The sequence below is a fragment of the Larkinella sp. C7 genome (assembly GCF_006149005.1).
GTDB lineage: Bacteria > Bacteroidota > Bacteroidia > Cytophagales > Spirosomataceae > Larkinella.
This window is the reverse complement of record NZ_VBSL01000004.1, coordinates 93251-118236: the sequence shown is the minus strand read 5'-3', so window position 1 is coordinate 118236 and position 24986 is coordinate 93251. Positions and strand designations below refer to the sequence as shown.

20 protein-coding genes are annotated in these 24986 nt (G+C 53.3%); 8 read left to right on the top strand and 12 right to left on the bottom strand.

Going from position 1 to position 24986, the window contains the following annotated elements:
- Positions 1 to 33: 33 nt before the first annotated feature.
- The 3 genes from FH871_RS11470 to FH871_RS11460 all read left to right on the top strand — a co-directional run bounded on the left by FH871_RS11470 (position 34) and on the right by FH871_RS11460 (position 3550).
- Positions 34 to 1101 (top strand): sensor histidine kinase, encoded by a 1068-nt coding sequence (locus FH871_RS11470; protein ID WP_138991581.1) that lies wholly within the window; start codon positions 34 to 36, stop codon positions 1099 to 1101.
- Positions 1102 to 1271: 170 nt separating this feature from the next.
- A complete protein-coding gene (locus FH871_RS11465) occupies positions 1272 to 1814 on the top strand; it encodes a gluconate 2-dehydrogenase subunit 3 family protein (RefSeq protein WP_229317220.1) in 543 nt (180 codons plus the stop codon).
- Positions 1815 to 1846: 32 nt separating this feature from the next.
- Positions 1847 to 3550, top strand: coding sequence for a GMC oxidoreductase (locus FH871_RS11460; RefSeq protein ID WP_138991580.1), 1704 nt, complete (start codon positions 1847 to 1849; stop codon positions 3548 to 3550).
- A 364-nt stretch (positions 3551 to 3914) separates the two neighbouring features.
- Here FH871_RS11460 and FH871_RS11455 read toward each other — a convergent pair whose 3' ends face one another.
- The 7 genes from FH871_RS11455 to FH871_RS11425 all read right to left on the bottom strand — a co-directional run bounded on the left by FH871_RS11455 (position 3915) and on the right by FH871_RS11425 (position 12748).
- A complete protein-coding gene (locus FH871_RS11455) occupies positions 3915 to 4772 on the bottom strand; it encodes a dienelactone hydrolase family protein (protein WP_138991579.1) in 858 nt (285 codons plus the stop codon).
- A gap of 41 nt (positions 4773 to 4813) precedes the next feature.
- Positions 4814 to 5506, bottom strand: coding sequence for an NUDIX domain-containing protein (locus tag FH871_RS11450; protein WP_138991578.1), 693 nt, complete (start codon positions 5504 to 5506; stop codon positions 4814 to 4816).
- A gap of 122 nt (positions 5507 to 5628) precedes the next feature.
- Entirely contained in the window at positions 5629 to 7284 is a 1656-nt protein-coding gene (locus tag FH871_RS11445; protein WP_138991577.1) for a sodium/sugar symporter, read from the bottom strand.
- 48 nt (positions 7285 to 7332) lie between these two features.
- Positions 7333 to 8031 carry an L-ribulose-5-phosphate 4-epimerase gene (locus tag FH871_RS11440; RefSeq protein ID WP_138991576.1) on the bottom strand — a complete coding sequence of 233 codons (699 nt, stop codon included), beginning with the start codon at positions 8029 to 8031 and terminating at the stop codon, positions 7333 to 7335.
- A 13-nt stretch (positions 8032 to 8044) separates the two neighbouring features.
- Positions 8045 to 9688, bottom strand: a complete 1644-nt coding sequence (locus FH871_RS11435; protein WP_138991575.1) for a ribulokinase — start codon at positions 9686 to 9688, stop codon at positions 8045 to 8047.
- A gap of 88 nt (positions 9689 to 9776) precedes the next feature.
- The gene (araA, locus tag FH871_RS11430) at positions 9777 to 11276 is read right to left on the bottom strand and encodes an L-arabinose isomerase (protein ID WP_138991574.1); all 1500 of its coding nucleotides are present in this window, start codon (positions 11274 to 11276) and stop codon (positions 9777 to 9779) included.
- Between the two features lie 218 nt (positions 11277 to 11494).
- Positions 11495 to 12748, bottom strand: a complete 1254-nt coding sequence (locus tag FH871_RS11425) for a DEAD/DEAH box helicase (RefSeq protein WP_138991573.1) — start codon at positions 12746 to 12748, stop codon at positions 11495 to 11497.
- 194 nt (positions 12749 to 12942) lie between these two features.
- Between FH871_RS11425 and FH871_RS11420 the strand changes: the two genes are divergently transcribed.
- The 3 genes from FH871_RS11420 to FH871_RS11410 are packed head-to-tail and all read left to right on the top strand — an operon-like array spanning position 12943 to position 15171.
- A complete protein-coding gene (locus tag FH871_RS11420) occupies positions 12943 to 14100 on the top strand; it encodes a serine hydrolase (protein ID WP_138991572.1) in 1158 nt (385 codons plus the stop codon).
- A gap of 34 nt (positions 14101 to 14134) precedes the next feature.
- Positions 14135 to 14662, top strand: coding sequence for a DinB family protein (locus FH871_RS11415; RefSeq protein ID WP_138991571.1), 528 nt, complete (start codon positions 14135 to 14137; stop codon positions 14660 to 14662).
- A gap of 23 nt (positions 14663 to 14685) precedes the next feature.
- Positions 14686 to 15171 (top strand): VOC family protein, encoded by a 486-nt coding sequence (locus FH871_RS11410; protein WP_138991570.1) that lies wholly within the window; start codon positions 14686 to 14688, stop codon positions 15169 to 15171.
- A 75-nt stretch (positions 15172 to 15246) separates the two neighbouring features.
- Here FH871_RS11410 and FH871_RS11405 read toward each other — a convergent pair whose 3' ends face one another.
- The 3 genes from FH871_RS11405 to FH871_RS11395 all read right to left on the bottom strand — a co-directional run bounded on the left by FH871_RS11405 (position 15247) and on the right by FH871_RS11395 (position 18686).
- Positions 15247 to 16311 (bottom strand): NADH:flavin oxidoreductase/NADH oxidase, encoded by a 1065-nt coding sequence (locus FH871_RS11405; protein WP_138991569.1) that lies wholly within the window; start codon positions 16309 to 16311, stop codon positions 15247 to 15249.
- 157 nt (positions 16312 to 16468) lie between these two features.
- On the bottom strand, positions 16469 to 16804 hold the full coding sequence (locus tag FH871_RS11400) for a hypothetical protein (protein ID WP_212768218.1): 336 nt from the start codon (positions 16802 to 16804) through the stop codon (positions 16469 to 16471).
- A 412-nt stretch (positions 16805 to 17216) separates the two neighbouring features.
- Positions 17217 to 18686 carry a M48 family metalloprotease gene (locus tag FH871_RS11395; RefSeq protein ID WP_138991568.1) on the bottom strand — a complete coding sequence of 490 codons (1470 nt, stop codon included), beginning with the start codon at positions 18684 to 18686 and terminating at the stop codon, positions 17217 to 17219.
- 245 nt (positions 18687 to 18931) lie between these two features.
- On the opposite strand from FH871_RS11395, the gene FH871_RS11390 reads away from it, so the two are divergent.
- Positions 18932 to 20077: a TlpA disulfide reductase family protein gene (locus FH871_RS11390; RefSeq protein ID WP_138991567.1), complete on the top strand. Its 1146-nt coding sequence runs from the start codon at positions 18932 to 18934 to the stop codon at positions 20075 to 20077.
- A gap of 127 nt (positions 20078 to 20204) precedes the next feature.
- Here FH871_RS11390 and FH871_RS11385 read toward each other — a convergent pair whose 3' ends face one another.
- Both FH871_RS11385 and FH871_RS11380 read right to left on the bottom strand, forming a co-directional pair.
- A complete protein-coding gene (locus FH871_RS11385) occupies positions 20205 to 22625 on the bottom strand; it encodes a PAS domain-containing protein (RefSeq protein WP_138991566.1) in 2421 nt (806 codons plus the stop codon).
- Between the two features lie 11 nt (positions 22626 to 22636).
- Positions 22637 to 23038 (bottom strand): response regulator, encoded by a 402-nt coding sequence (locus FH871_RS11380; RefSeq protein ID WP_138991565.1) that lies wholly within the window; start codon positions 23036 to 23038, stop codon positions 22637 to 22639.
- Positions 23039 to 23208: 170 nt separating this feature from the next.
- Between FH871_RS11380 and FH871_RS11375 the strand changes: the two genes are divergently transcribed.
- A complete protein-coding gene (locus FH871_RS11375; RefSeq protein WP_138991564.1) occupies positions 23209 to 24915 on the top strand; it encodes an IlvD/Edd family dehydratase in 1707 nt (568 codons plus the stop codon).
- Positions 24916 to 24986 lie beyond the last annotated feature (71 nt).

Sequence of the window (24986 nt, the reverse complement as noted above, 5' to 3'; positions counted from 1 at the left end):
AAATCAGTAGATTAAGGCGAACACGGTCGGTTTATGAAGTCATTTATTTACAGCTTGTTTCGTCATTTTCCGCGTCTTCGGAAACAGAGCCAGTGGCACTTTTTGCTGCTGTTTCCGTGGTTCATCCCGCTTATTTCGTACTGGGTGGTAGGTGATCGCTATCTCGCTCACCTGGGTACTTTTCTGTGGGCCACCCTCCTGAACCTGACCATTGGCAGCCTCTGTTTGTTCACCCTCGATCAGTTGACCCAGTGGGTGATTCAGCGGTATCCGAACCTGGGCCAGACCTGGCAGCGGGTCTGGCGTTTGCTGCTGGTGTTTGTGCTGGTGACACCCTGCTTCGTTCTGGGGGGTATTTTCATCTATGAAACGTTCCACTTGTTTGGGTATCATCACAATCCGGAAGCCACCGGGCAAATCCTGCTGCTCAATCTGGCGGCCAATCTGGTGTCGGTCGGTATTGATGAGAGCGTTTACTCGCTCAATAAATGGCGCGAGAACACGTTGGAAAAGGAGCAATTGAAGAAAGTCAACCTGCAAAGTCAGTACGAAAGCCTGAAAAGTCAGGTCAATCCGCACTTTTTGTTCAACAGCCTCAATTCGCTGTCGTCGCTGATTGCCGACGAACCTGACCGGGCGGAGGAGTTTGTCGATGAAATGTCGAAAGTCTACCGGTATCTGCTCCAGACAAACGAAGGCGAACTGACAACCCTGGAAACCGAAATGACCTTCATCCAGTCGTATTTTCATTTGCTTAAAACCCGCTATGGTGCCGGTATTCGACTGGAAATAGTGATCGCCGAGCCATTGCTTGCCTACCAGCTTCCTCCGCTGACGCTACAGATGCTGGTTGAAAACGCCGTCAAACACAATGTGATTCACGCCAGCAAACCGCTGTTGATCGAGATCAAAACCACACAGGTTGGTCGGCTGGTGGTTCGAAACAACCTCCAGCGGAAAACCGGGCGGGTGGCTTCCAACCAGGTAGGGCTTTCCAACATTCTAGCCAAATACCGCCTGCTGGCCCAAAGTGACCCGATCGTCACCTCCGACAGTTCTTATTTTACCGTAGCGCTGCCGCTGATGGTTCCGCAGCCCTGACATCGGCACTGCTCCCAAGCGCTGGCCTGACGGCTCCGTAAACCGGATTCCCTATCCGCTTTCCCCCTTCTTTTGAACCCCGGTGAGTAAACCGGAAGCATTCCCCGCTTTCCCCCCATAGTAGCTCCAATCTTGCTTTTTACCAACTCTCTATTAAATTGATCCAAGTAATGTCAACTCCTTTCATGCCTCGCCGGGAGGCTTTGCAACGACTGGCTCTACTGGTAGGGGCCACCTTATCACTTCCGGTTCAGGCCGCCCTCCGGGGCGAGCCCACCGCCGGGGTTCCCCTGATCTTTTCGGATGCCCAGCAAAAACTCATGGCGGATCTGGCAGACATCATCCTTCCAACCACGGATACACCCGGGGCGAAAGCCGCGGGAGTTCATCAGTTCATTGGACATGTCATTGGCCATTGTACGGCCCCAGCCCAGCAGGATTTGTTTTTACAGGGACTGCAACAAACCGACGCCCTGAGTCAGGCGGCTTTCCAAAAACCGTTTTCACAACTCGGCATCCCGGAACAAAAGGAGATTGTCAAACAGCTAACCCAGCGCGAAAAGCCCTTTTTCCTCATCCTTCGCGAACTCACCATCGTCGGTTATTTTACCTCGGAAGCCGGGGCCACCCAAACCCTGGCCTACCTCCCCGTTCCGGGCCGGTTCCAGGGCGACGTCCCTTTGAAACCGGGTCAGAAGGTTTGGGCCTTGTAAACGAACAAATGGCTGCTTATCAGTAAAATACTATGAATCTCAACATCGATGCGGTAAAATCACAAACCTACGACGCCATTGTGATTGGGTCGGGCGTCAGTGGTGGCTGGGCCGCCAAGGAATTGACGGAGAAAGGATTACGGGTCCTGATGCTGGAGCGGGGACGTCCGCTCGAACACGTTACGGGCTATACCGAGGCCCTGAAAGCGCCCTGGGAAATGCCGGAAGCAACCCGGCTGGGCGATCTGGCTCAGAAATACCCGCAGGCCCCGCCGGATGCCGCGAAAACCGTTCCGACCTACTGGATGCCCGGTGCCGACGCATCCTACCGGCAGGAAAAACCGTTTCGCTGGCTGCGCCCCGACATCGTGGGCGGCAAATCCATCATGTGGGGGCGGCAGTCGTACCGATTCAGTGACATCGACTTTGAAGCCAATGCCAAAGAAGGCATCGGCATCGACTGGCCGATCCGCTACAAAGACATCGCTCCCTGGTATTCTTACGTGGAGAAATTTGCGGGAATATCGGGCGAAAAGCTGGGGTTGCCGCAACTTCCCGACAGTGAGTTCATCGCTCCGATGGATATGTTCCTGGTCGAAAAAGAGGTCCGGAAAAGCATTGAGAAAAACTATCCGGGCCGGGTGATGACCATCGGACGGACCGCCAATTTGTCGGAAGCCCAAAAAGTCCACGTCGACAACGGCCGGTCGCCCTGTCAATACCGAAACCAGTGCATTCGGGGGTGTCCATATGGCGCCTATTTCAGCACCCAATCCTGCACGCTTCCGCCCGCCGTCAAAACCGGTCGGCTCACCCTCCGCCCCCATTCGGTGGTGACGGAGGTGATCTACGACGCCCAAAAACAACGGGCCTCGGGCGTTCGGGTGAAAGACGCGCAGACGCTGGAAAGTCAGGAGTATTTTGCAAAAATCATCTTTGTATGTGCCAGCGCCATGGCCTCCACGGCCCTGCTCATGAACTCGGTTTCTGACCGGTTTCCGAACGGTCTGGGCAACGATTCAGGGCAACTGGGCCACAATCTGATGGACCACCACTTCCTGATCGGGGCCAATGGGCAGTGGGAAGGCGGACAAGATCGGTATTATTACGGACGACGGGCCAACGGCATTTACATTCCCCGCTACCGCAACATCGGGTCGGACAAGCGTGACTACCTGCGCGGTTTTGGATACCAGGGCGGTGGGGGTCGGCAGGGCTGGCAGCATCAGGTGGCCGAACTGGCTTTCGGAGCCTCGCTGAAGGAAGAACTCACCAAACCGGGGCTTTGGAACATGGGCCTGATCGGGTTTGGCGAGCAACTGCCCGAATACAAAAACCGGATGTATCTGGATAAACGCAAACTGGATAAATGGGGACTGCCGATGCTGGTCTTCGACGCGGAAATTGGTGAAAATGAAAAGAAAATGCGGGTCGATATGCTCAACGATGCGCAGGAAATGCTCGAAAAAGCCGGGTTGATCAACGTAAAAACCTACGACCGGGGTTCGGTCATCGGGCAGGCCGTCCACGAAATGGGTACCGCCCGCATGGGCCGTGATCCCAAAACCTCGGTGCTCAACGGCAACAACCAGATTCACGCGGTTAAAAACGTCTTCGTTACCGACGGGGCCTGCATGACCTCATCGGCCTGCGTCAATCCGTCGCTGACCTACATGGCACTTTCGGCCCGCGCGGCTCACTTTGCCGTTCAGGAGTTGAAAGCGATGCGAATTTGAACGAATTACGTTGATCCAGTTTTATTTTTTTGATAGAAGCAAACCATGTTTCGCCCCGTAGGGGCTCAACAGCGCAGCGTCGGTAGACAAATTTTATTGATGCCGCCAATCAGCGTGCCGATAGGTACGCGACCGTTGCGGTGAAGGGTTACGTACCTATCGGCACGTTACAAGAGAAACATTGCCCCGAATTGCTACCGACGCTGTGCTGTTTCGCCCCTACGGGGTAAAAGCAATTTGGCTACGGAACCCTGCAAAACCGGGCAGGTAATGAAAAATGGTGAATGAAAAATGTAAATGTAGGCTGGCGCATTCCAACACTTTTACATTTTTCATTCACCATTTTTCATTTATAATTCATATTTCAACCCAGTTTCTCCTTAAAAAGCGCAATGGTGCGCCCCCAGGCGAGTTTGGCAGCGGCCTCGTTGTAGCGTGGACCGGCGGTGTCGTTGTGAAAGGCGTGTTGCGCCCCTTCGTACACATACAACTGATACGGTACATTCGCTTTCTTCAGGGCTTCCTCGTAGGCCGGAATCCCCGCATTTACCCGCTCGTCCATCCCGCCATAATGCAATTGAACCGTCGCTTTGATTTTGGGCACATCAGCAACATCGGGCTGGCGACCGTAGAAGGGAACGGCGGCTTTCAGATCCGGGTAGTTGACCGCCAACTGGTTTGACATGGCCCCACCCCAGCAAAAACCGACACAACCGAGTTTGCCGTTGCTGTCGGGGCGGCTTTTCAGGTAATCCAGGCCTTTCAGAAAGTTCTGCTTCGTTTTTTCGGCATCCAGTTTCCCAAACAACTCCCGCATCTGCGTTTCGTCGGTGGGCGTTCCTCCGGCGGCTGAGAGCGCATCGGGGGCCATGGCCAGAAAACCGGCCAGCGCGAGTCGGCGGGTGACGTCTTCGATGTGCGGATTCAGACCCCGGTTTTCGTGAATGACGACCACCGAGCCGTATTTTCCATTCGCTTTCGGGCGGGCCAGATAGCCTTTCATGGTGGTGTCGGAACCCGGATAGGTGACGCGTTCGGTGATGATCCGGTCATCCTGACCCGCAACGGTTTGCGCCTGGGCATAATTGACTTCCAGGGTCGATAAAACCGCCAGAGCTGCGGTCATGCCGCCGGTCAATTTGGCCAGGCGTGACAGAAAAACATCCCGCTTCAGCGGTACGTGGGTGTATTCGTCAAATAGGTTGATGATGCGCTGATCCATGGGTCAAAGGTTTAGCAGGAAAGATACAAAAAGTTTACGGTTTACTTCAAATCAAAACTACTGCCTTCCTGCACCAGCTTCTGGTACAGATCCTGATCGAACTGGTAGTAAAAGGCCCCTTTTCGGGAAGATGCTTTGTCTTTTTCGTTCAGTCTCACCAGCCACTCCATCGAATTGAGCCGTTTGCTGAAGTTCCGATGATCGAGCGGCTGGTTGTTGATCGCTTCGTAGAGGCTCCGCAACTGGGGAATGGTAAATTTCTCGGGAAGTAACTCAAAACCAATCGGTTGGGTGCGTGCCCGACGCCGAAGCCGGGCCAGGGCTTTCTCCACCATGTCGTTGTGGTCAAAAATCAAATCCGGTCGTTGGGAAACCGGAAACCACCTGGCATTGTGTGATTCGGCCAGGTCTTTGTTATACTGATCGGTGCGAATGAGAGCATAATAGGCAATCGAGAGGGTACGGGCCACCGGGTCGCGCCGGACTTCGCCGTAGGCATATAGTTGCTCCATGTAAACGCTGGTCAAACCCGTCAGGGTTTCCAGAATCCGCTCAGCGCCTTCGTCGATGCTTTCGTCACCTTTCAAAAAACCGCCCATCAGCGACCAGTTGCCCTGTTCGGGTTGAAACCCCCGTTTGATCAGCAACAATTGCAGTTCCTGCTGATCGAATCCAAAAATAATGCAATCCAGGGCCACAAAGTGTTTCTCGTGCTGGTCGTATACGATCTCCATAGTCGGTACCTCCTTCAAACAGCCCACTCGGCTGAGTCCGTGTATTTTTAATTAACTCCCTGCAAGATTAACTAAAACACGGACCAAAGCGGCATCGAACACCCGACCGTGGGTACGTAATTTCAATAAAATATTGAGAATACCACGATCACCAGTCCGGTAATGACCGCAGCACCAATCAAAAAGGATCTTGAAACCTTGAACCAACGGGCTTCCACGGCAAAGGCTTTCGGCGAATCCTTGCCTTTCGATTCGGCCAGACTGATCACGACCTGCAAGGCAACACACGCCCAGAAAACCAGCCCCATCCGGTTCAGGAATGGAATGTCGGTTGCATTGAATTTCAGGTAAGCCGACAGCGGAATGCTTAACAACGCAGCCGCCAGCGCTCCATTGGAAGTGGCTTTTTTCCAGAAAAAACCGAGCAGAAAAATCGCCAGAATCCCCGGTGAAATGAAACCGGTATACTCCTGAATGTATTCGAAACCCTGTCCAAAGTTCTTCAAAAACGGGCTGATTACCAGGGCAATGAGAAACGAAACGACAATGGCAATCCGCCCCCGCCACACGGTTTGTTTTTCCGTCAGGTTGGTATTGAAAAACTTACGGTGAATATCGAGCATGTAAATCGTCGCGATGCTGTTGGCTTTCCCGGCCAACGACGCGACAATGGCTGCCGTCAAAGCCGCAAACGCCAGCCCTTTCAGACCCACCGGCAGCAGGTTAAGCAAAACCGGGTAGGAATTATCCGGTTTCACAATACCACCTTCGGTAATGCCCCGAACGATCGCCGGTTCGGCGTTTTCCTGAAACAAGACGTAAGCGGCCAAACCGGGCAGCACCACAATCAGGGGCATCAGGATTTTAAGAAACGACGCAAACAACAGACCGTTGCGGGCCGTGTTGAGGTCGGCCCCCAAAGCGCGTTGCGTAATGTATTGATTACAACCAAAGTAATTAAAATTGACGATCCATTGTCCGCCAATCACAAACATCATCAATCCGGGCAGTTGGGTGTAGGCATCCGTAAAACCGCCCTTCCCGTCATGAACCTGGTACTGCCCCTTGCTGAAAATCATGTGCAGATGGTGGTCGGCTTTTTCCCGAATCAGGCCCAGTCCTTCAAAAATACCCGCGCCGGTGCCGACCCGGTCAGACAGCAGATCGAGGGCCAAATACGTGGTGGCCAATCCACCCACAACCAGACAAACGACCTGAATGACGTCCGTATAGCCAATCACTTTCATGCCGCCCAGCGTGATGAAAACCGCAAAAACCGTCAGAAAAACGGCGCAGGTCATGAACCCGAAACCGGTCATTTTTTCCAGACTCAAAGCCCCCAGGTAAATGATGGACGTCAGGTTGACGAGGATGTACAGAAGCAGCCAGAAAACCGCCATGATCGTTGCCAGCCGCCCGTCGTAGCGTTTTTGCAGGAACTGCGGCATGGTGTAAATCCTGTTTTTGATGTACATCGGCAGAAAATACACCGCAATGATGATGAGTGAAAAACCGCCGACCAGTTCATACACCGAAATCGCAAGACCGAGTTGAAACGCCTGTCCGCTCATGCCGATGAATTGCTCTGCCGAGATGTTGGACGCAATAATCGACGCGCCGATGGCCCACCACGTCAGGGAACCTTCGGCCAGAAAGAAATCTTTCGAATCGGCGGTTTGCTTGCCTTTGTGGGTGTAGACCCAGTATCCGTACACCGCGACGATGACGAAGTAGATGAGGAAAATGAAATAGTCAACCGATTCGAGGCCGAGGGTCATGATTACAGGAGGGTTTAGGGGTAAACCCAGACAGGGCCGCTGTCTGGGTTACTGTCCGTAATAGGCGTCTTTGCCGTGTTTCCGGAAATAGTGTTTGTCAATCAGGCTTTGCTTGATGCGGGGTGTATCGGGGTTGATGGTCAGCGTGAGGTAAGCCATTTTGGCAAGTTCTTCCAGAACCGTCGCGTTGTAAACGGCTTTCGCCGGATTTTTTCCCCAGGCAAACGGGCCATGACAGGCGACCAGCACCATCTCGACTTCGCTGGCCGAGAGGTTTTGTTCCCGGAAAACATTCAGGATTTGGTTGCCGGTTTCGTGTTCGTAATCACCCTGAATCATCGCGTCGGACATCACCTCCGTCACTGGAATGGAAGCCACCAGGTGGTCGGCGTGGGTGGTGCCCAGATTCGGAATTTCGCGCATAGCCTGCGCCCAGGCGACCGCATACGCCGAATGCGTGTGGCAAATACCGCCGATGGTTTCGAAATGGCGATACAGCAAGGTATGCGTTTTGGTGTCGGACGACGGCCGCATTTTTCCTTCCACCAACTGGTTGTCCAGATCCACGATAACAATGTCATCGGTCGTCAGTTCGTCGTACGGAATGCCGCTCGGTTTAATGCCCACCACACCCGCCTGCCGGTCGATTCCGCTGACATTGCCGAAGGTGTAAATCGCCAGCTTCTGCCGGGGAATTTCCATATTGGCTTCGTAAACCGCTTCTTTCAGGGATTGGTATAGACTCATAAACGACTGATGATTATCTTTTTTTCTCAATAAATCCACCCAAACTCAAGTACCGCCCGTACAGCACATCATATACGGCGGCCCGTTCGGGACGGGGCGTATACACCGCATCGAAAGCGGAAGCCATGGCTTTTTGGGCCTCGGCGAAGGTCGGATAAATACCCGCGGCCACGGCGGCACACACGGCGGCTCCCCGGGCGCAGCACTGGTCGGATTCGGCTACTTTGATCGGTACGTTCATGACGTCCGCCAGCGTTTGCATGACGAAGGCCGACTTCCGGGCCACCCCGCCAATGGCAATGACCTGCTGAATCGGAACACCTTCTTCCACAAACCGTTCGGCAATCCGGCGGGCGCCATAGGCTGTGGCTTCGACCAGCGATTTAAAAACGTGCGCGGCACTGCTGCCCAGATTCAGACCGGAAATAGCGCCTTTCAGCGTGTGATTGGCATCGGGCGTGCGTCGGCCGTTCAACCAGTCGAGGGAGACAATGTCGGTTGAACGGACGGGCAATTGGCTGGCCTGTTCGGCTAAGTACGGAAGCAGTGCGGTTTGCAGCGACGGAATCATACTGGCCTGTCCCTGTTGCGCCAATAAACCGGCGACCGGTTCCAGAATCAGCCGGGCAAACCAGGCGTAGAGGTCGCCAAACGCCGACTGACCGGCTTCCATCCCGAGCATGCCCGGCACAATAGAGCCGTCGACTTGTCCGCAAATGCCGCGAATCAGCAAATGACCGACGTCTTCGGAAGGCGCCATGAGCATATCGCAGGTGGAAGTTCCAATTACTTTCACCAGGGCGTAGGACTCAATATTGGCCCCAACGGCCCCCATGTGCGCATCAAAACCGCCAACGCCAATGACCACCGTAGCCGGAACGCCCAGTTTTTCTGCCCATTCCGCCGAAATGGTGCCCATCGGCTCGTCGGACGTGTAGGTGTGGCGAAAGAGACGGTCGCGCAGTCCCGACAGCAGCGGATCGAGCGTGGTTAGAAATTCTTCGGACGGCAATCCGTCGAACTCGGCGTGCCAGAGGGCTTTATGACCAGCCGCTGTCCGGCTTCGTTTAAGCGTCAGCGGGTTGGTGTTGCCGGTCAAAACCGCCGAGATCCAGTCGCAGTGTTCGATCCAGGAAAAAGCCGCCTGCCGGATGGATTCATCGACCCGCAGGGTGCGCAGGATTTTCGACCAAAACCACTCGGAGGAATAGATTCCGCCCACGTATTTCGTAAAATCCGTATCCCAGCGGTGCGCCAACTGGTTGATTTCTTCCGCTTCCTGGTTGGCCGTGTGGTCTTTCCAGAGAATGAACATGCCGTTTGGATTGTCGGCAAACTGGGGAAGCAACGCCAAAGGCGTCCCGTTTTCATCGACCGGGCCGGGCGTAGACCCCGTCGTATCGACCGAAATTCCCCGAATGTCGGCAATTACCTCCTCCGATACCGCACTTAGTGCGCTCTGAACCGATTGCTCCAGCCCTTCCAGGTAATCGAGCGGGTGTTGCCGGAACTGCGAACGGGAGGGGTCGCAATAAGCACCGGTTTTCCACCGAACGTATTCATGAACACCGGAAGCCAATTCGTCGCCGGTTTCGGCATCCACCAGAACCGCCCGCACCGAGTCAGTTCCAAAATCGACTCCAATTACGTAAGCCATAAAGAGTTATGAGTTATGAATTAAGAGTGAAGAGGGATGAGTTAAGAGTGTATGCGTCAGCCAATTCTTAACTCATCCCTCTTCACTCTTAACTCTTCAAGTGATAGTAGGCTTCGTTCCAGCGCAGTTCCTGCTTAAAGGCGTGGATGCGGGTTTCTTCGTTGATCAGGAGGTATTCGACGCCCGCGATTTCGGCGAAATCTTCCATGTATTCGGAGGAAATCGCTTTGCTGAAAACCGTGTGGTGCGCCCCTCCGGCCAGAATCCAGGCGGCTGCGGCCGTTTTCAGATTGGGTTTGGCATCCCACAACACGCGGGCGACCGGCAATTTCGGCAATGGGTTTTCCGTCGGGACGACATCCACTTCGTTGACGATCAGCCGAAACCGGTTTCCCATATCGACCACCGACGCGTTGATGGCCGCGCCGGGTGCCACATTGAACACCAGCCGAACCGGATCGGCTTTGCCGCCAATCGACAGGGGATGAATTTCACAGGACGGTTTTCCGTCGGCAATCGATTCATCGATTTCGAGCATGTGCGCCCCCAACACCCGCTGACCGTTGGGCGACAGGTGGTAGGTGTAATCTTCCATGAACGAACTGCCGCCCGGAAGCCCCGCTCCCATCACTTTAATGGCCCGGCCCAGTGCCGCCGTTTTCCAGTCGCCCTCGCCCCCAAAACTGTAACCATCGGCCATCAGCCGTTGTACGGCAATTCCGGGCAGTTGATTCAGGCCGTGCAGGTCTTCAAAGGTATCGGTGAATCCTTTGATCTGGTGATCGTCCAGAAAACCGCGTAAACCAATTTCGATTTTGGCAGCATCGCGCAACGAATCGTGGCGTAACCCGGCTTTTTGTAGTTCGGCAACAATTTGGTACCGTTGTTCATATTCGCTTACTAAGATGTTGATTTCCTGATCGGTTACCTGGTTGACATACGCGACCAGATCACCCATTCCGTAGCCGTAAACCGCATAGCCAAACTTGATCTGGGCTTCCACCTTATCCCCTTCCGTGACGGCCACTTCTCGCATGTTGTCGCCAAACCGGGCAAACCGGGCGCCCTGCAAATCGTGCCAACCGGCGGCCACCCGCGCCCAGACGTTGATGCGTTCCTGCACCTCGGAGTCTTCCCAATGTCCGACAACCACCTTGCGCTCCAGGCGCAAGCGGGCGTTGATGAATCCAAACTCCCGGTCGCCGTGCGCCGACTGGTTGAGGTTCATGAAATCCATGTCGATGGTTTTCCAGGGAATGTCACGGTTGAACTGGGTGTGCAGATGCAGCAGCGGTTTCCGCAAAATCTTCAGGCCGTTGATCCACATTTTGGCCGGCGAAAACGTGTGCATCCACGTCATCAAGCCAATGCAGTTGGGTGCCGTGTTGGCTTCCAGACACAGTTTATAGATTTCATCCGGTCCGGTCAGTACGGTTTTAAAGACAATTCTGACTGGAATGACCGACGACTGATTGAAGGCGTGGACGATGGTTCGGGAATGTTCCGCGACCTGTTTGAGGGTGTCTTCACCGTATAAATGCTGGCTGCCGGTAACGAACCAGACTTCTAAATGGTCAAAAGAAATCATTGGCGAATGGGGTATTGAGGTAGCCTTTCAACGATTGATCAGGCTTTGGTGGGCAAATATAAATAATAAATGTATTTTTTACGTTTATGGAAAGATAAAATTTATACTGGAAATAATCCACTGCCTGAAAGCCGTTTTTGAAAAAATAAAGGATTTTCAATTTGAAAGGGCATAAAAAAAACAGGAATGCGATTCCTGTTTATATAAGATAAACGCCGTCAGGCGGGTCTTTCTGACCGGCCACCGCCCCCTTTCGGGCGGCTGGATGGCCCTTTTCGGGGGCCGGGCCGCTTTTTGCGCGGGGGAAAAGCAGCACTTTTCGACGGGTTATATTCCAGCGTTTCACCCAGATGCGCAGGCAACGGGACCTTGGTTACCGGCACACCCAGTAACCGTTCAATGGCTGCGAATTTCCGCTGTTCGGTTTCGCTGATAAACGTGTAGGCAATCCCGGTGGTTTCGGCGCGGGCCGTGCGGCCAATCCGGTGAACGTAATCTTCGCCGTCGTGGGGAACGTCGTAGTTGATGACGAGGTCGATGTTGTCGATGTCGATTCCGCGCGACAAAATATCCGTTGCCACCAGAATTTTCAGTTTCCGGCTTCGGTAGGCCAGCAGAACCTGCTCACGTTCATTCTGTTCGAGGTCGGAGTGAATCGCTTCGGCGGCAAAACCGGCCTGTTTTAGTTCGCGGGCCAGTTGCTTGACGTTTTCTTTCCGGGAACAGAAGATGAGCACCGACGGAAAATTATGTTCTTTGAGCAAGTATTTGACCAGTGCTATTTTCTGTTTCTGATAAACCACAAATGCCTCCTGGACAATCTTGGCCGGGGGTTTCGAGAGAGCCAGCGTAATTTCTTCGGGGTCGTGCAGAATTTTCCGCGCCAGTTCCCGAATCTTGGGCGGCATGGTAGCCGATAACAGCAAACTCTGCCGTTTGGCGGGCAAAAACGAAATGATTTTTACAATATCGCCGTGGAAACCCATGTCCAACATGCGATCGGCTTCATCCAGAATCAGGTACTGCAACTGATCGATTTTGGCATAGCCCATGTTCAGGTGACTGATCATCCGGCCCGGCGTGCAAATCACAATGTCGGCACCACCCGCCAGGGCCTGCCGCTCCGTGCTGTAGGAAGCCCCGTCGCCCCCGCCGTAGACGGCAATCGAGCTGACCGAGGTGAAATACGAAAAGCCTTCCAGGTTCTGGGCAATCTGAATCGCCAGTTCGCGGGTGGGCACAATGACCAGCGCCTTGATCTGATCGTCGGGACCGGCCGACGTAATTTTGTGAAGAATAGGAAGCAGGTACGATGCGGTTTTGCCAGTGCCGGTTTGGGCCGAGACAATGAGATCTTTACCAGCCAATATAAGAGGGATAACTTGTTCCTGTACAAGCGTGGGCGTATCGTAATTCATGGCGTCGATACCTTCCATCAACCGATCATCGAAGCCAAAGTCTGAGAATTTCAAGCTAAAAAACTAGAGGTTAAGTGTAGATTTTGGTCAATATAACACTATTTTAGGCATTAAAGCAAATTCCATGTGGATGTTGAGGCCGATTTGCCCCCGCCCGGCTCTTCTTCTTTTCCTTTGATTCGCTTACATTGCTAAATGAACCGTTCTTTTAGCCCCTCATTCCCATCGGGCCATCTGGCCCAAATTCTATGATTCGTCTCAACCTTTCCGCTTTTGCCATTCTACTGGTATTTTCCACCTGCCAACGCCCTGCCCAACAAGCGATTAACCAGACTTCGGCCTATTACCCGGCTCCCGGCGATGCCTGGGAACGTCGAAAACCGGAGCAGGTGGGCCTGGATGCGGCTTTGTTGCAGCAGGCCGTAACCTTTGCGCAACAACAGGAAACAAAACAAATGCCGCGCGATTTTTCGACACAGGAAGAAATATTCGGCACCCTGCTGGGGCCCATTCCCTCGGATCGCGCCCAAACCAATGGTTTGATCCTCAAACACGGTTATATTGTGGCTGAATGGGGCGAAACCGGACGGCCTGATCCGACCTATAGTGTAGCCAAAAGTGTACTTTCCACCATTCTGGGATTGACCATCGACCGGGGTCTGATCAAAGATGTCCATGATCCGGTGGCGAACTACATCCAGGATGGCGGGTACGACTCCGAACAAAACCGCAAAGTGACCTGGGAACACCACCTTCGGCAAACCAGCGAATGGGAAGGCGAGTTATGGGGAAAGAAACACGATTTTGTTGGAACGGCAGCTTACGGACGCGGGGAACGCAAACCGCGAGCCTTGCAGGCCCCCGGCACGTTCTACGAATACAACGACGTGCGCGTGAACCGGCTGGCGCTTTCGCTGCTGCGATTATGGAAAAAACCGTTGCCCAACGTGCTGAAAGACGAAATCATGGACCCGATTGGCGCATCGAACACCTGGCAGTATGTGGGCTATCCGAATGCGCGGGTGAAAGTAGACGGAACAATGATGTCGTCGGTCAGTGGTGGAACGCGCTGGGGCGGTGGACTCTGGATCAACACCCGCGACGAAGCCCGGCTGGGGTATCTGGTGTTGCGAAATGGCCGCTGGAATGATCGGCAACTGGTTTCGGCCAATTGGTTTAAAGAATCGGTCAAAAAGGGGCCAACGGGTCAGGATTACGGCTATCTGTGGTGGCTCAACACCGAGAAGAAAGCCTGGCCCAACGCGCCGGCAACGAGTTTTGCCGCCATTGGGGCTGGCTCCAACATCATCTGGATCGACCCGGAACATGATCTGGTGATCGTCTGGCGGTGGCATAACGGAAATCCGGATGAATTATTCAAACGGGTTCTGGCCGCAGTAAAGTAATTATAATCCATCCACACATACTCAACAAACAAGAATGTCAAATCCAAAGCCTGAAGTCTGGCAACGTGGCCCCGTCGCCGGTATTCCTTCCCTGTTGCAACCCGTTGCCCACGCCCTGTTGCAGGCACGGGAAGAAGTCGATGCGCTGATGAACGATTTTCCGGGCCGCTATCTGTGGCAAAAACCGGCCGGTGTGGCGTCGGTTGGTTTTCATTTACAGCACCTGACGGGTGTGCTGGATCGGCTCTTTACTTACGCCCGGAACGAAAGTTTGTCACCCGCCCAGCGTGAGTGGCTGGCGGCAGAGGGCAAGTCGTTCGAGTCCGAAAATCCGGTTCTGGAGTTGATCACCCGGTTTAACCGCCAGGTCGATCAGGCGCTCCAGCAACTGGCCAACACTGATGAACAAACCCTGACCGATTTTCGGGGCATTGGCCGGGCGCAACTGCCCTCCACGGTTCTGGGTCTGTTGTTTCATTCCGCCGAGCATACGCAGCGGCACGTCGGGCAACTTTTTGTAACGGTTCGCGTGTTGCTCACGTATCCAAAACCGGATCATTAACGGACCTCTTTATCACCACTGATATGGCCTACACCATTCCCGATCAAACCCGTATCGGACACGTTCACCTGAAAGTTGCCAACCTGGAGCGCGCCCTGGGTTTTTACTGCGATCTGCTGGGCTTTACGCTCGTGACGACCTACGGAAAAGATGCGGCTTTTATTTCTGCGGGCGGCTACCATCACCACATCGGTTTAAACACCTGGTATAGCAAAGACGGCCCACCGGCCCCGGTTCGCAGCGCAGGTCTGTTCCATACGGCCATTCTGTATCCGACCCGCCGGGATTTATCGGTCGCGTTTCGGCGTTTAGTCGAAGCAAAATATGCCATTACCGGGGCTTCGGATCACGGCGTATCGGAAGCCATTTACCTGAACGACCCCGACCAAAACGGCGTTGAATTGTACTGGGATCGTCCGCGCGACGCGTGGCCCCAGAAACCCGACGGCTCGCTGGAAATGTATACACGACCGCTCGATCTGGAAGCGTTGCTGCGGGAATCGTTGTAGTTTTTTTGCGTTGGCGATTTGGCGTCACCCCTGGCAGCGTCTTCGACCGCTGCCAGGGTAACGCCATATTGCCGTTTACTTCGCTCGTACGTATTGGGGTGGCCATGCGGTTTCAGCCCCCAGCTTTTGGGCGGCATGAAGTGGGAAATAGGGATCGCGCAGGAATTCACGAGCCAGCAACACCAGGTCCGCCTGACCGCTCTCCACGATCTCATTGGCCTGTTCGGGCGTGGTGATTAAGCCTACTGCACCCGTCAGAATCCCACTTTCCTTTTTGACTTTTTCGGCAAAGGGAACCTGATAGCCAGGTCCGAGCGGAATTTTAGCCCCCGCCACGTTACCACCCGTCGAGCAATCGATCAGGTCGACGCCTTTGTCTTTTAAAACCGTGGATAAGGCCACCGCATCGTCGGCAGTCCAGCCACCTTCGGTCCAGTCGGTAGCCGAAATCCGAACAAACAAGGGGTAGTCTTCCGGCCAAACCGTCTGCACCCGTTCGATCAGTTCGAGCAAAAACCGGATGCGGTTTTCAAACGAACCGCCGTATTGATCCGTCCGGTGGTTACTGAGGGGCGACAGAAATTCGTGTAACAGATAGCCGTGGGCAGCATGAAGTTCGATGACTTTAAAACCGGCTTCCAGCGCCCGGCGGCTCGCGGCCACAAAATCGGCGAGTATTTTCTCAATGGCTTCGGTCGTCAGTTCCAGCGGAACCGGCTCAACCGGAACAAACGGAATCGGGCTGGGCGCTACAGTTTGCCAGCCACGTTCGGCATCCGGGGCAATAAACTTGCCGCCGTCCCAGGGTCGGTGGTGGCTCGCTTTTCGCCCGGCATGCGCCAGTTGCATGGCCGGTACCGCACCGTGGGCTTCAATAAAAGCCGCTATGCGTTTCAGATTGACCAGATGCTCGTCTTTCCAGATGCCCAGATCGTCGGGCGAAATCCGGCCTTCCGGCGAAACCGCCGTGGCTTCCGTCATCACCAAACCCGCCCCGCCCACGGCCCGACTGCCCAGGTGAACGAGGTGCCAGTCGTTGGCAAAACCGTCTTCACTGGAATATTGACACATGGGCGAAACCGCAATCCGGTTTTTCAATTGAACACTTCGGATGATTAACGGACTGAATAAGTTTGGCATGATGCTTTATGATTGTATGCTTTTTTAACCAACAGCCCCCATAAGGAGTTCTAAAAACCACCGATTTTTCATGCGTCCTGTCACCTCAGGCACCTGGCAGGTGTTCCGGTCCAAGTGCCCGGCAACACATTCTACAACACCTGTAAGATCGGGTCCATCAATCATGAATCAGAAAAAGGGGGCGCTGAAGGATGTCGGTCGGAAGCTGGGTTTCATTGGGCACCCAGTGGTCGTCCCGGCTTCGCAGGCTCTGGGCAATGGTAATCATCTCATTACCCACCTTGCCCTGCTCCTGTACCGTCAATCGATCAAATTTTTGCTGCCGGACAGGCTCCCAGTAAAAAAGCTCGGTTTTATCGTCGTAAATGCCAACGGGAATTTTCTTTTTCTTCGTGAACAATTTCCGAAGTTCGGTGTCGGCTTCAGCGTGGGTTTCACAGAGAATGTGGTGGTACTGTTTTTTAACTAGATATAAAACTGAAAATCGTTTCATGCTGATGAAAGTTGATGAGAGAAGTGGTTCGGCTGATGATCGAACCCAAAACCAATTGGGGATCATTCGTGGCTTCCTGTTACTTGCTTCGTATGCTTTTGGGAAGTGGGGTCAGCCGGTTGTGTCCCGGAAATGCTGACAGGAGGCTAAATTTTGGATAAATAGAATATGGCAGCCTCAATGCCGATGTAGTATGTATTGTAAAAGTATTTACTAATTCGCAGAATAACAAGTAGTTCTTGAAAAGATTATAGTAAAAATATATAAAATTTTAACCCATTAAATATAACTATTCTACTATATTTTTTATCTCGACAAAGCTTTTTAATCAATGTATAGCGACAGCAGAACTTCCGTCTGATGACTCTGAGTTCCGTTTTGGGAACAAGTTCATCAGACGGAAGCGGTAGTGTTAGCGTCCGATAATTTTGACGAGGGTGCCCCGCGCCACCTTATCGTCGGGACGCAGGCTATTGAGTACGCCCAGTTCTTCGACGCGATTGGCCGGCATTCCCAGTGTTCCCATTACTTCGCGAAATGAGCCTTCGCGGGAAACCGTCCGGATCTGAACCCGTTCGGGCTTGCGGTTGATCTTCTCCTGATCGGTCAAAGCCCGAAAATTTTCGGCCACCGGACGAAAAGAACGATACGCACTTTCAAAATTACCGGCCGCCGACAGGCCGTGCAGGGCATAAACGGCGTTGTTATACTGAATCAGCCAGGTTCCGATTTGCAGGGCGGTTTTCGGATCCTGCTGCTGCTGAGGCTGCCCTTGTTGTTGCTGCGGTTGCTGCTGCGAAATCAGCACGTAAGCGGGGTTGCCGTTGATGGTAGTGCGGTTGCTTTCGAGAACCTTCAGACCCAGTTCCTTCACCAGCGTCTGGGACGCTTCTTCCAGCGAATTCCCTTTGGCCAACATCAATATCATGGCTGATTTTCCATCTTTGGGGCCCATTTGAAATTGAGCCGGCGAATTCTGGTGCTGCCAGCCTTTGGGGACCGGAAACTGAAAGCGCAACTCCGGATGGTAGAACATGTCGTTCTCGACAAAACCCTGTTTGGGGTCTTCCCCGTAGAGAATACCGTCGATCATCCGCAAATACCGTTCGCGCTCCACCTGATAGGTCGCTTTGTTCTGGGCCTGATAAGCCGTTGCCATTTCCTTCACTTTCCGGTTGCGGTCCGCCGGATCGGGGTGCGTCGACATAAAATCGGGCACCTGCTGCCCTGAATTGTCGGAAATGCGCTTGATGGTACTGAAAAAATTGGCCATCTGGTTGGCATCATAGCCAATTTTGCTCGAATACTCCACGCCAATTTTGTCCGATTCCGACTCGTGGTCGCGGCTGTATTTCATCAAAAACAGGCCCAATCCCTGTTGCAGTGCTTCCAGGTTCTGGCCCAGTTGCGGCACCAGAATGGCCCCGCCAATCATGCCAATGGTTCCCAACATCTGAGTAGCTTGCTGACGGGCCGAGTGACGGGCCGTAATGTGTCCGATTTCGTGCCCCAACACCCCGGCAAACTCCGCTTCGTTGTTGAAGTGAGCCATGATGCCCCGCGTGAAGTATACGTATCCGCCCGGTACGGCAAAGGCGTTGACGACCGGCGAATCGACGATGTAGAATTGATAGGGCAAGTCAGGCCGGTGCGAAATTTTGGCCATCTCCTTCCCTTTCAGGTTGATGAAATCGGTCAATTTTTTATCGTCGTAAAGCCCCATTGTGGCAACCACCGAGGGGTGCGATTCCTTGCCGATGGCAATTTCCTGCTCGGTCGACATTAACGACAATTCCCGTTTTCCGGTTACCGGATTGCGGGAGCAGGCAGAAAATACAAACAGGGTACCGAAGAGTACGAGGTTGGAAAATGTTTTGTTCATACCGATGGAGATGGTTTCTTTTCTTATTTTTGAGTTTATTGGCTCCTACACCAGGGGTTAATCACCTTGATGCAGAGGTCATTTCAACATGAACTATCAACGCCCCCCCTTTTGTTTTGGGATCAAGCCAATCTATTTTAAAAGGTAATTTTTCCGCATAAGTTACATATTAACCTAAATTTTGCGGTGACGACGTATACAGCTGGCGACTTTGGCCGACGTTGTTGCTTAAAAACACTTGAATCATGAAATTCCTGTTCACTAGTTTGATTTTGTGCCTTTTTTTTGTCGACGGTTTTGCTCAGTCGAAGTCTGATAAAAAAACGGCACAGCAGCCTGTATCGGGCGGTTATACGATCACCGGCACATTAAAAAATGCAGGCAATCGAAAAATCATTCTGACCGAAAATTCCTTTTACAAAACCAGGCAGCAGTCCGATACCGCCACGGCAAATGCGAAAGGTCAATTCTCTTTCAAGGGCAAACTGGATGAGGCCACATTTTTCAGCCTCCGTGTTGCAGGCAAAACCAGCCCTCAATACTTTTTTCTGGAAAACTCCCCCATCACCATCACCGGAAATGCCGATTCACTCTGGGCGGTCAACATTAGTGGCTCGAAGGAAGAAAATATCCGGCAGAAAATCCAGCAAATGATGATGGACACCGCCATTGCCAACCGCTACAAACGGGCCGAACTGAAATACACCAATGCCCGGGCTGTCAATGATGTCGATGCGATGAAAGCCGCCATCAAAGATCGCGAGCAAGCCGTTGCGCAGGAACTGGTGCGGGTTAAAAACATTATTTCAACCTATTCCTCGTCCGCTGTCGGCGTCAATGTGCTCAGCGTGCTGATGAGTCTGGGAGATCTGGCCGGCGCCGATAGCCTGCTGACGATCATGGAATCGAAGGAAATAGGAAAAACCGCCCAGGCGAAATATTTCCGGCAACAGATCGACGTCATGAGTCGGCTGAATGTTGGCAAGGTGGCCCCGGAATTTGCCCAAACTGACACGCTGGGCCAGGTGGTCAAACTCTCTTCCTTCAAAGGCAAATACGTCCTGGTCGACTTCTGGGCAAGCTGGTGTGGCCCCTGCCGGGAAGAAAACCCCAATCTGGTGGCTACTTACCAGGCGTTTAAAGATAAAAACTTCACGATTTTTTCCGTTTCCCTCGACAACAATCGCCAGAACTGGCTGAATGCCATTCGAAAAGACAACCTGACCTGGTCGCACGTGAGCGATCTGAAAGGCTGGAAAAATGAAGTGGCGCAGCAGTACGGCATCAACAGCGTTCCTGCCAACCTCCTGGTAGACCCCACCGGCAAAATCGTGGCCCGGAATCTACGGGGTGAAGATTTGAATAAAAAAATCAGGGAGTTGGTTCAGTGACAGGGCTTTCGGTTTATGGTTTTCAGTTTACGGTATACGGTGGCTGACGCGCGCTTAAGGAAGAATGCTTCAGCCACCGTATACCGTATACCGTATACCGTAAACTGAAAACCGTAAACCGTAGAAATCACCGTTTCACTGGCAGGTAGATGTGAAACGTCGTGCCTTTGTCCAGCACACTTTCGGCCCGGATGATGCCGCCGTGGTTCTCCACAATTTTGCGGCACAGGGCCAGACCGATGCCGGTGCCCGTGTAGGACTTGCGGTGGTTCAGCCGTTGGAAAATTGTAAAAACCCGTTCGGAATATTCCTGCTCAAAGCCGATTCCGTTGTCCGTAAACTGAATGTGGACGTAGTCAAAACCCGGATTTAACCCGCTTGGCTGGGCCGTATCGGTCGGCCGGAAAGCCTGCGAAGCAATGGCAATGCGAGGGTCATTCACGGAGAATTTGAGGGAATTGCCCATCAAATTCGAAAAAAGCTGGTTCAACTGCATCGGTATTCCTTCAATGACCGGTAGCCTGTCGCGTTGAATCGTAGCCCGTTTCTGTTGAATCAGCAACTCATAATCGGTTTCGACATTTTCCAGAATCTGGTTGAGGTCGGTTTCGACAAAAGGGTCGGCGGTGTTCGACAGGCGGGAATAATTGAGGACGGATTTGATCAGTTCGGCCATGCGCTTCGCCGACGAACTGATTTTAGTCAGGTACTGACCCGCGGCTTCTTCATCGTTCAAATTAGCCTGGAGCAGTTCCGAAAACGATTGAATTTTGCGCAGCGGCTCCTGTAAATCGTGGCTGGCGATGTAGGCAAACTGTTCCAGTTCATGATTGGTTTTGATCAATTCCTGGTTACTCCGCTTCAGTTCCTCCGTTCGCTGCTGCACCATTTGCTCCAGCTTGTCCGCCATCTTTTTCTGGTCGTCGATGTCAGTGCTGGTGCCAATCCACCACTGAATCCGGCCTTCCCCATCCCGCATGGGCACGGCGCGGCTGAGTTGCCAGCGGTATTCCCCGTCGTATCGCTGAAACCGGTGTTGAAAGTCAAAATCCTCCCCGGTTTCCATCGACTTCATCCACCGATCGATATTCGCCTGACGATCATCCGGATGAACGATCCGAAGCCAGCCATGATCGGCCATTTCCGTGCTGGTCAGGCCGGAATAGTCATAAACCGCCTGATTGAAATAGTTCAGCGTTCCGGACGAATCGGAAGCCCAGACAAACTGCGGCATAAAATCCGCCAGCAACCGAAACCGCTCTTTGCTTTCTTCCAGGGCCTTCTGCACTGCCAGTTCGGGGCGCAAATCCCGCATTACCGCCCCAATCGCCAGGGGCAGGCCCGTGTTCCGGTCGTCGACCCGCAGGCAGTTGTTATAGAGCGGAATTGTCTCCCCGGTTTTTACATTCCGGGCGGCAAACCGACCCGACCAGCGGCCCGTTCCCATGACTGACGGGATAATTTCGGCGGCAACAAATTCAAATTGCTCCGGCGTATGCAAATCCGAGATCGGAATCAGCGAAACATCCTGATCGCAGTCGATGCCCAGCAGTTCTTTCCCGGCTTTGTTGATGTAGGAATTGGTGCCATCCAGTTCCAGAATCGACATCAGATCGACGCTGTTTTCAACCAGCGTCAACAATTTATGCTGTTCTTCCCGGCCCCGAACCTCCTCTGTGATGTCCTGCAAGGTTCCGTTAAACCGATAGGCTTTTCCTGACTCGTCAAAAAACGCCTTGCCTTTCGCCTTGACTAAATGCTCCCGTTTATCAAGGCGGTTCACAATGGTATACTCAAGGTCATACTGTCCCGGCGAACCCGGTTTCAGAGCCCCCTGAATGGCATCGGCGACCCGCTGCCGGTCTTTGTCAGCGATGACATCCAGAGCCATCGACAAATCGATTTCGACATCGGGAGCCAGCCCAAACCACGATTTTAGCCGGTCATTTCCGGTAAAGCGGTTTGTGGACGGGTTCAGGTCCCAGGTTCCTAATTCAGCCGCATCGATGGCAAACTGCAACTGATCCTTACTTTCTTCAATCTTTTTAAGAGTCAGAATTTTCTCCGTCGTTTCTGTACAGGTGACAAAAACCCCGCCCACGGCACCCGATTCCACATTGACCGGGCTGTAGCTAAAAGTCCAGTATACCTCCTCGATGCCGCCATTCCGGTAGATCGGAAGCAGTTGATCTTCGCTCCAGATGGCTTCGCCACCCCGCATCACCTGATCGATCAGCGGCTGAATCGTTGACCAGACTTCCGGCCAGATTTCAGCACCCCGTTTTCCCAGCGCCATAGGATGTTTACCGTTGCCACCCAGGCTGGGCCGAAAAGCATCGTTATAAAAACCGATTAGTTCGGGGCCCCAGAACAGAAACATGGGGAATTTGGAATTCAGGACGATGCTCAGCGTCGTCCGCAGGCTTTGGGGCCAGTTTTCGATTGCACCCAATGGCGTTTCCGACCAGTTGAACGAATGGATCAACCGGCCCATTTCGCCCCCACGAGCGAGAAATTGGAAGGGAATAGGCAAGGTTTTGTGTTCCATGAAAAGCTCTTTCAAGCCATCGGCTGATTAAACAACAGTTTAGCCAGGCGGGTAGTCAGAGTTGAAATGAGGGGCGGTTTGGTCAAAAAATCGGTTGCTCCCAGGGCTTTGGTTTCGTGAATATCTTTGGGTTCCGACGACGTAGTATAAATAATGATGGGAATGTGTTCGATGCGCGCAATTTTCTTCAACTCCATCAAACACTGCTTTCCGTGCATCCGTGGCATATTCAGATCCAGAAAAATGAACTGGGGCATGAACGCATCTTCCTCGCGCAGTTTTTGGATGGCTTCCCCACAATCGTCAGCCACCACACACGTCAGCGTTGGATCCACTTTTTTCAAAGCCAGCGTAAACAATTCCTGATCGTCTTCGTCATCGTCGATCAGAAAGCAAGTGACGGGTGAGTTCATTCCATGTAACGATTGAGTAATCTTGCGAAGATATTAAACTTATTGATGAAAAGTGCAAAGGCCTTCATTTACCAAAAACTTTCTAACTTACTGCCCCAAATGATCCGATCACTCAAATTTCAGTTCCTAAAAGTCACGAAATCCTTCACTCACTAACCTCCAATTCAACAATGTACCTTCGTTCCCAAGAATGGTTTGGCCGCACCGGCAAAGACGGTTTTATCTACCGGGCCTGGATGAAAAACCAGGGATTTCCACACCATCTATTTGAAAGTAAGCCCGTTATTGGCATCTGCAATACGTTTTCAGAATTAACACCCTGCAACGCCCATTTCCGCGACCTGGCCGAAGCCGTCAAACGGGGCGTGTGGGAAGCAGGCGGTTTTCCGCTCGAATTCCCCGTCATGTCGCTCGGCGAGTGCCAGATGAAACCAACTACCATGCTGTTCCGAAACCTCGCCAGCATGGACGTGGAAGAGTCGATTCGGGGCAATTCGATGGACGCCGTGGTGCTGCTGTGTGGCTGTGACAAAACCACGCCTTCGCTGGTGATGGGTGCCTGCAGCGTCGATATTCCCACCCTCGTGGTATCCGGCGGCCCCATGCTGGCCGGCAAATACAAAGGCCGCAACATTGGTACGTCCGACCTCTGGCGGTTTGCCGAAGCCAACAAAAAGGGCGAAATGTCGCAGGAAGAGTTCGTGGCCGCCGAAGCCTGTATGGCGCGGAGCCAGGGCCACTGCGCCGTGATGGGAACAGCCTCCACGATGGCCGCGATGGTCGAATCACTGGGGCTGGCGTTGCCCGACAATGCTACGATTCCGGCGGCTGATTCGCGCCGGAAAGTGCTTGCCCACATGGCCGGGATGCGGGCCGTCGAGCTGGTGAAGCAAAACATCCGGCCGTCCGATATTCTCACCCGCCAGGCCTTCGAAAACGCGATCATGGTCAATGCCGCTTTGGGCGGATCAACCAATTTCATCATCCACCTGACCGCCATTGCCGGCCGGATGGGCGTGCCGCTGTCGATCGATGATTTTGACAAATTATCGGCTCAAATCCCGTTGTTAGCCAATTTGCAGCCTTCCGGGGAACATTTCGTGGAGGATTTGTTCTACGCCGGTGGTTTGCCTGCCATCATCAAGGAATTGCGGCAGTTTTTACACAACGACGCCATGACGATCAATGGCCGGACGCTGGGCGAGAACAGCCTGGCGGCCGAATGTTACAACCGGGATGTGATTGCGTCGGTGGCCGAACCGTTCAAACCGGAATCGGGTGTGGCTATTTTGAAAGGCAATCTGTGTCCGAACGGGGCGGTTTTGAAACCCTCGGCGGCTTCTCCCGAACTGATGCAGCACACGGGCCGGGCGGTGGTTTTCGAGAACATCGACGACTACAAAAAACGGATCGACGACCCGGAACTGGACGTCGATCCGTCGTGCGTTTTGGTGCTGAAAAACGTGGGACCGAAGGGCTATCCCGGCATGCCCGAAGTGGGCAACATGCAGCTCCCGGCCAAAATTCTGGCGCTGGGCGTTCACGACATGGTGCGGATTTCGGACGGGCGAATGAGTGGCACCGGTTTTGGAACGGTGGTTCTGCACGTTTCGCCGGAAGCGGCCATCGGCGGCAATCTGGCACTGGTTCAGGATGGTGATCTGATTACGCTCGACGTCGAAAACCGCCTGCTGAATCTTCATGTCGACAACGAAGAACTGGCCCGGCGGCTGACCCATTTCAGACCCATCGACCTGGGCTACGAGCGCGGCTACACCCGGATGTACATCCGCCACGTTTTACAGGCCCACGAAGGCGCCGACTTCGACTTCCTGCAAGGCGGTTCCGGCCCGGTGGTGAAGCGGGACTCGCATTGAGTTATGAATCAGAGTTTATCAGAGGACATCAGAGTTAATGAGAGTTTTTCTCTGATAAGCCCTGATTACCT